The sequence below is a fragment of the Ruegeria sp. CDSB136 genome, assembly GCF_059610965.1.
Genome location: NZ_JBXWOP010000006.1, coordinates 211,240 through 218,203, shown reverse-complemented (window position 1 = coordinate 218,203; position 6,964 = coordinate 211,240). Strand labels below are relative to the sequence as shown.

Sequence of the window (6,964 nt, the reverse complement as noted above, 5' to 3'; positions counted from 1 at the left end):
GTCCAACTGCCGCTTAAGGTCTTCGGAGATCATCACACCACCGGGTGGCGCTTCGGTTTGCAGGCGGGCGGTGATATTTATACCGGCGCCATAAATGTCGGCCTCGTCTTGAACGATCTCACCGAGATGCGCTGCCATCCTCAGCCTGATTTTCTTATGGTCGACCAATCCCAATTGCACAAATTGAGCGGTTTCGATTGCCGCTGATACTGAAGGAAAGGCAATAATCCATCCATCGCCCATACGCTTCAGTATTTCGCCGCCTCTTTGTACGGCCTCTGGTTCCAGTAGTTTATCCCGAAGTTCGTGGACCAGCTCGATTGCGAGCGACTGATCCGCCTCCATTGCGGACGTATAGCCGACCAGGTCAGCCATCAAGATTACGGCCAGGCGAGCTCTCATAAAGCAAGGTTAAGACAACGCTCAGGTATTGTCATCTTTTGAAACGGGTGAAGCGGCCTCTGGGCACCATCAAAGCAATGCAACGAATGGCGGCTTCGTCCGCAAAGTAGACGTTCAAGCAAGTTGCAGCGAAAGACGGCTCAGAGCCCAAAGCGAACATGGTTGTTTCGCGGAAGTTGTGTTTTAGGTTGTCCACTTAGTAGCGATAGTGGCACCTAATGCATAAATCGGGTTCAATCCAACTGGAGGCTGGCAATATCAAAGAAGGCGTCTAAATTCCCGCTCTGAGGCCTCTTACATTACATCTATCCGTTGCTTGCAAATTCGTCTTCCGGCTCTTCATCCGGGGTTTGATTTGCTCCCTCCGCTTCTCCATCAACATCATCGTCCTCCTGGCCGTCGGCATAAAGGCTTCCGTCGTCCGAAGTGCCAAGCGTGGCTTTTACCGATTCTTCATCGGGATTGGAGGCGCGGACGGCTCCAAGGACGCGGTCTTGCTGTTCCTCCGCGATGATTGTGTCGTCAGAAAAGTCGCCTTTGTAGTGCCCCAACAGGCTGGCTTCCGCGTCATGCACCGCCTCCGCAGCCGCCAACTGATCGTCGGTCGGCTGCCCTATCTTATTTCCGTCTTCATCTGTTGTTACGTCGTGCGCATTTTTCACCGCTTGTGCGGTTTCCAAGTCTTCGGGCGCAATCGTACCGGGGGTGGCCGCCTCATCGGCAAGAACCTGTTCAGCTTCCTCCAGCGTCATCGGAGCCGTGTCCAAATAGTCATACGCCGCAGCAATTTCCTTCACTTCTTCAGGGCTCAAGTCGTAATCTTCACCCATGACATGATTGAAATTTGCGTCGGCTACGGCGAGGCCAGCGGCCAGGCTCACCGGCCCTGTACCTTTCGCATACTGTCCGTTCGCGATATGCGCGAGTTTTGCATTTACACTGGAGTTAATGGCACCATTCAATTTGCCGAGGTTACGCGGGGCAAGCGTGCCATCATCAAGGAGTTTTGCTTTTCTGCTTGGTGGTCTCGGGGATTGCGCGACACTCGCATTACTTGTTCGTGTTGTGGTGGTCCGTGCCTTGTTCCCTTTGAATAGACCTTTGACACCGTTTTGCTTCAGGTTACGGCCCAAGGCCTGAAAGTCTTCCTTCACAGCCCGACCCAAACGACTGCCGCTCTTTGATTTATGACTTTTGCTGGCAGACTTCGTTCTTGTCCCGTTTAGCGTTTTGTCGGAACCCCATCCCTTTTTGGCACCTTTTTCACCGCTGTTGCCGCCCTTTCCGCCACCGTTGCCACCTCCATTATCCCCTTTTCCGCCGCCGTTGCCCCCACCTTTTCCGTTACCATTTTTTGCATATGCGTAATCGGTGGCGAAAACGGTCACGATTGGCGCGACTACAAATGCAGACAGCACGAGTGCGGAGACACTCACTTTAAGGAAGTTCAACACGTAAGAAATCCTTTTTACTTAGCGAAATACAGATTAGCGGCGACGTGCAAATGCCACACTTAAGAGTGTTGTCAAAACGGGGCCAGAATGTGGCAACGATCCGACATTTCGGAGTGGATATTTTTAATTTAACATTAACAGCTTAGCCGTTACTCCCAAAAGAATCACTGGGGAAGCATTAATACTGTTGACAATAGTAATTGGCTTGGAGTTTTTGTCTCCAAAAGCGGTCAAAAAAAACGCCAAAACTGAAATAATTTGAGCGTTAATCTTCGGTTAATGTGGGGTTTGAAAGAGATTAGTCAGTTTTTCACGAGTTGACTATGATTAAGCAAAGCAAAAGGGATCTATTCCCACCTTTAAGTTACACCAAGGTCGAAACTTTTAGCCCACACAAAAATGGCGCCCTAAAATCTTCGATAAGGAAGGCTATGATTGCTTTTCCCGTATTGCTGTATTTTCTTCTTTTGGCCTTTTTTCTAAATAGAGCGTCCGCCGCAAGCTATGTATCGATCCTGTAGTGGAAGAAGGCTTTTGCCCTGAGATGGGCGATGAGGGTCCGCGCTTTTAGGTCCGACAGCGAAAGATAACTCTGTTCGTCAGCTCCGCCTGCTGAGCAATCCTTCAATTGATTCCGGAGCTCTGCGCCGCAGCAAACGGCAGCTTGGTCCGCATAGTAGTCGTTCAGCGGATTTTTGCGAATGTCCGCTGCCGTTCAATGCAGAACTTCAGGCGAAAATTCTCGGAATGACCACCGATAATGACCGCTATCCGTTCCTGAGCCGTCATCTGACTGAAAGACTCAGATGACCGCTTCGAGCCCAAAGCGGTATTTCAATGACGGTCAAGTGTAGGTGCCGAACTCGCCAGCATACCCTTCTAGGCGGCGATATTAGGTGCTCGTTTTCCTCCACCCCGCTTTTTGGAGACCCTCTATGACGTGGTTCGCGTCATCTAAGTTACGGAATACGCTGGGAAGAATGTCGATCTCCATATTGATTCGGCCAGGGTCAATGCGTTCCGCGTCATTAATCGCTTCCCGCGCCTCGTCCAGTAGCTCCAAATGACCCAATGCAGATGCTAACACGATATGGGCAAAGGCGTGTTCCACACGTCTGCCGATTGACTCGCGTGCATATTGAACAGCCAAATGGTGATCTTTCGCGGTCAAATAAGAGCGCGCAATCATGTTAATGTAGAAGTGGGCGTTGGGATCATAGGGGTTTAGTTGCAGGGCCCTCTGTATACTGAGAATGCCATCATTGGGAGATCCTGCGAACGAAAGCGCATTACCAAGGATGGCGTGTGCCAGTGCGTTGCTGGGGTTCAAGGTCACTGCGCGTCTGCAGCAGGTCAGGCATCTCTCATGCTCTCCTTGGCGCAAGTAGACGGTTCCCAACACAGCATGAGCGTATGAATCGGTATCGTCTAGTTCAATTGCTTTGGAGGCGGCCGAGATCGCTTTTGACAAAACTTCTTCTCGGTTTGCCGCCTGCCAGATGGCGACTTCTGCGTGATAGCTAAATGCAAGCGACGCATAAGCTGAGCCAAACTTCGGGTCTGCTAAGATTGCTTTGCGAAAAAACTGACGGGCGGTAGCGTTTGCCTCCCTAGTTGTTTTGTAGAAATAGGACATACCACGCTGATGCAGATCCCAAGCACCGGCAACATTGGCTTGGTATGAGAGACGCCTTCGTTCTGCCTTCTCGAGTTCGGGGACAATACACGCTGCGATCTTCTCGGTTATCTCGTCTTGTAGCTCAAAAACGTCGATTAAGTTGCCGTCAATATTCTCCGCCCAGACATGATGCTCGCTGGCTGTGTCGATCAGCTTCGCCGAAACCCGCACACGATTGTCAGCCTTTCTGACACTGCCCTGCAAGACATAACGAGCTCCAAGAGAGACCGCCACATTTTGGATGTCGATCGGTTTACCCTTGAACGCGAACGAGGAGTCACGCGCGATTACAGGGAACGAACGCCAATAAGAGAGTGCCGTAATGATGTCATCGGTCAACCCGTCAGCAAAGTATTCCTGATCTGGGTCCCCAGTTAGATTAATCAGCGGAAGCACGGCGAGGGTGGGTCGTGTAAACAAGTCCAGGGTGCTTACCTGTAGATCGGATGCTGTGTTTGACGCGAGTCGAAATACCCGAATTGGTTCACCTATGTTTTTTAGATGATGATAGCCGAGATCTTCGAATGTCAGGTCTACTTTGTTCTTCAAATGACGATGGGCCTCACCAGAAAAAGTTACACCGCCAGGATCGGATAGCGCTTCCAATCGGGCGGCGATATTTACTCCTTCGCCGAACACGTCGTCACCGTCGACAATGATGTCGCCGACGTTGATACCCATTCTGAATTGCACCTGTCTGACTCGGTCAGGGCTGATGGATATCCGAAGTTCTTCCTGGATTTCCCATGCACACTGTGCTGCATCGACTACGCTTTGAAACTCCACGAGCAAACCGTCGCCCATCTCCTTAACGACCCGTCCGCCGCGCGCAGAAATCTTTGGGAAAAGAGTATCGCGAAGTGTAGCCTTGAGACTTCTAAGCGTACCGACTTCGTCGCGTTCCATAAGGCGACTGAAGCCGACAACATCTGCAGCGAGTATGGCCGCAAGGCGTCTATGAGTCCCTTTGCCAAGCATACTTCACTATAACTTAGAGTATGTGACCTCGAGCAAACCATTTGATCGACGCAAGAATTACAGCGGTGCCTGAATTGAAATCGGCACCCTAAATTTGTGTCGATTCAGTCCGCACAGCGGTCATTCAGGCGGAGCGCGGCGAAAGACGGCTCAGAGCCGAAATGGTCATCAGTTTGGAAGACACGCTTGAGGGCGCAGCAAATGACTGACTTTAGCCTGCGACCATCTCTACCCAATATGCGATAATTGCACTGTCACAACCACAATAGGGGCACGTGACTGAAAAGGAAAAAGACCGGCGCAAATGCGCCGGTCAGTCCAACAGGGAGAATGCAGAGTTGACCTCTGCATTGTGAAGTCACCACATAGGTTTGGCGTTAGTTGGACCTCTTTGTGGATTATTGTGCGTTTGTGGCTTCTTTGCCGACACAACAAAATACTGAACTTCAGACGATGGCTGCTCCGTCCGCGACTCGGACATAGCCCTATTTTTGGCCGCCGTCCGCCCCCGCGCGAAGCGGTCGTTCATGGTCGGGGTTTCGAAAGTTTTCCGCTGAACGTCGGCAATACGCTTATAACCAGTCACCTGAACAAAAGACCTGAATGACCGGGTCGAGCCCAAACTGGACCTTGCTTCTTGGCGCAGCATCCTCCGCAGTGGGCGGGAAGTAGTCATTCGCTGCGCTCGAGGCCAAGGTCTGATTTGCTGCGAAATGCCGACAATCGTCGCGGCCTAAAAGAAGTTCTCTAAGCACTAATACAATCGATGCTTAGCATTTCAAGCTGTATGCGAAACGGCGCCTCCACAAACGGTCACAGCAATGCGCACATTTGCTAATTGGTTTTCCTCAATCGAAAACAGGTCCTGTTCGAGAATGGCAATGTCGGCCAGATATCCCGACTTCAGACGGCCCTTTTGATTCTCGTTGAACTCCAGCCACGCATTGTCATGCGAATAAGCGGAAAGCGTGGCCATAAGGCTTTGACGGTTGTCCTGCCAGGGCGATGGCAGCTCATTGCAGTTTACCGCTCCGGCAATCGTCATCATTGTGTCGACGGGAACGACTGGCCAATCCGTCGAGAAACAAATCTTGGCGCCACTCTCGCGTATTTTGTTCCACGCGAACGCAAAAGGGATTTGCTCGGTTGTCAGAATATCTCCGGCCGAATAGGGAGAAAACAATCCTCCAGCGGGTGAATGCAATGGTTGAAGAGAGGCAACGACATCGAGGGCTGCCAGACGGGGCAGATCCAAGGGGTCTATCACCTCGATATGCTCGATCCGGTGTCTGGAATCCCGTGCGCCGTTGGCACTGCGCGCAGCCTCGTAACCGTCCAGCGTGCGCCGAACGGCACCGTCGCCAATTGCGTGCGTGCTGAGTTGCAAACCCATTGCATCAGCGCGAATGCAGGCTTCGTTAAAGTGTTCGGCACTGAATACAGCATCGCCGAGGCTTTCCGGCTTGCCCGGATACGGCGCGAGCATCAGTGCTGTGTAGCTGTCCAGCACGCCATCCATGAACATCTTTACGCGCCCTGACCAAACCATATCCGACGCAAAGCGACGGCGCATTTCATCGGCCTCTTCCAACCGATCCAGAGGGTCGGTGTTCTTAAGGTGCATGGGCACCTGAACACGGATCGGAAGTCGCCCCTCGGCCTCAAGTTCACTTAGCAGCTCAAGTTGATAGAAGTTGCCGTCCATATTGTGCAACCCCGTGATCCCGTGGGATGCGCAGTGCTTCAGGCCACGCAGTATGACTTCCTTGTCAAAGGCGCGTTCCTCTGGTGTTGCGGGTGGCACGGGGTCCGCTCCTGTAACATACCCCAGAAGATCGCGCCCTCCCAGTTGCGACAGGCGCAGGACAGGGCCAAAAGCACCGGTTTCGTTCAGTTGACCTTGTGCGGTACCATCCCCAGCCATCACGATTTCCGAACCGGGGGGAACGCCGCCGCCGTGAAGAATGCCCGCCTTTTCCAAGGCAATTGTGTTTGCCCAGACGGTGTGGTGGTCGGCCGACATTAACGCAACCGGGCGCTCGGACAGGATGCGATCCAGATCTTGCCGTGTCGTTGTGACGCCGGGGCCAAGAATTTCGTAGTCGGCGGCGACCCCCATAAGCAAAGGTTCGTCGGGGTGCTCGGCCGCAAAGGCTCGCAATGCGTTTGTCAGAGCATCCGCGCCTGTCGTTTCGCGCAGGTCCAACATGCCCAACTCGGCCGCTCCACCGAAAAGGTGGACATGGCTATCAATAAAGCCAGGCATGACGGTGCCGCCCGCAGCGTCGATGATTTTGGTTCCATTCCCAGCCAGAGTACGGATGTCGTCGGTGTTTCCAACAGCCACAATTATGCCGCCCTGAATTGCCAGGGCCGAAGCCTTCGACGTGGCGTCGTCAAAGGTCAGGAGAGAACCGTTGAGGATGATCAGATCAGGTGTTGGCGACATGCG

Annotated in this window: 4 protein-coding genes; all 4 read right to left on the bottom strand. The window is 52.7% G+C overall.

Annotated elements, in window-relative coordinates; translation table 11 throughout:
• Positions 1-375, bottom strand: a 375-nt coding sequence (locus AC2FIR_RS09060) for an adenylate/guanylate cyclase domain-containing protein (protein ID WP_496762176.1), incomplete at its 3' end; no start/stop codon positions are given.
• Positions 376-707: 332 nt separating this feature from the next.
• Positions 708-1,856 (bottom strand): hypothetical protein, encoded by a 1,149-nt coding sequence (locus tag AC2FIR_RS09055; RefSeq protein ID WP_496762173.1) that lies wholly within the window; start codon positions 1,854-1,856, stop codon positions 708-710.
• Between the two features lie 892 nt (positions 1,857-2,748).
• The gene (locus AC2FIR_RS09050; RefSeq protein WP_496762170.1) at positions 2,749-4,512 is read right to left on the bottom strand and encodes an adenylate/guanylate cyclase domain-containing protein; all 1,764 of its coding nucleotides are present in this window, start codon (positions 4,510-4,512) and stop codon (positions 2,749-2,751) included.
• Between the two features lie 778 nt (positions 4,513-5,290).
• Entirely contained in the window at positions 5,291-6,961 is a 1,671-nt protein-coding gene (locus AC2FIR_RS09045) for an amidohydrolase (RefSeq protein ID WP_496762167.1), read from the bottom strand.
• Between the last annotated feature and the right edge of the window lie 3 nt (positions 6,962-6,964).

Coding starts and splice junctions, on each gene's coding strand:
- AC2FIR_RS09050 (WP_496762170.1), bottom strand. CDS start 4,512: ATGCTTGGCAAAGGGACTCATAGACGCCTTGCGGCCATACTCGCTGCA.
- AC2FIR_RS09045 (WP_496762167.1), bottom strand. CDS start 6,961: ATGTCGCCAACACCTGATCTGATCATCCTCAACGGTTCTCTCCTGACC.